The organism is Vibrio sp. 1078-1 (assembly GCF_033340475.1).
Genome location: NZ_JAWOWM010000500.1, coordinates 1 through 634 on the forward strand (window position 1 = coordinate 1; position 634 = coordinate 634).

Here is a 634-nt window from a genome sequence, read left to right on the forward strand (position 1 = left end):
TGATCGGTCACTTTCTCTTCTGCTACGGCCTTCAAAGTGTCAATCCAGCTGTAACCTACGCCATCAGAAAACTGCTCTTTTTGACGCCAAGCGATTGAGTCTGGTAAGTAATGCTCAAAACATTCGCGAAGAATGTGTTTTTCCATCTTACCGTTGCCACACATTTTGTCTGCAGGGTTTAGGCGCATTGCGACGTCAATGAACTCTTTATCCAAGAATGGTACACGGCCTTCAACGCCCCATGCCGCCAACGATTTGTTCGCACGGGCACAGTCAAACATGTTTAGAGCCAGCAGTTTACGAACCGTTTCTTCGTGGAACTCTTTTGCGTTTGGCGCTTTGTGGAAGTACAAGTAGCCACCGAAGATTTCATCAGCGCCTTCACCAGAAAGCACCATTTTAATGCCCATTGCCTTGATTTTACGGCCCATGAGGAACATCGGTGTTGAGGCACGAATCGTTGTTACGTCATAAGTCTCGATGTGGTAAATCACGTCACGAATAGCATCCAAACCTTCTTGAATGGTGTATGTCATTTCGTGGTGAACGGTGCCAATTTTTTCTGCCACTTCACGTGCTGCTTTTAAGTCTGGAGCGCCTTCAAGACCAACCGCAAAAGAGTGAAGTTGAGGCC

General features: G+C 47.0%; 1 protein-coding gene. It reads right to left on the reverse strand.

The annotated features are described in order from the left end of the window. A partial coding sequence (locus tag R7190_RS28425) for an asparagine synthase-related protein (RefSeq protein ID WP_318138001.1) occupies window positions 1-634 on the reverse strand: 634 nt, incomplete at both ends.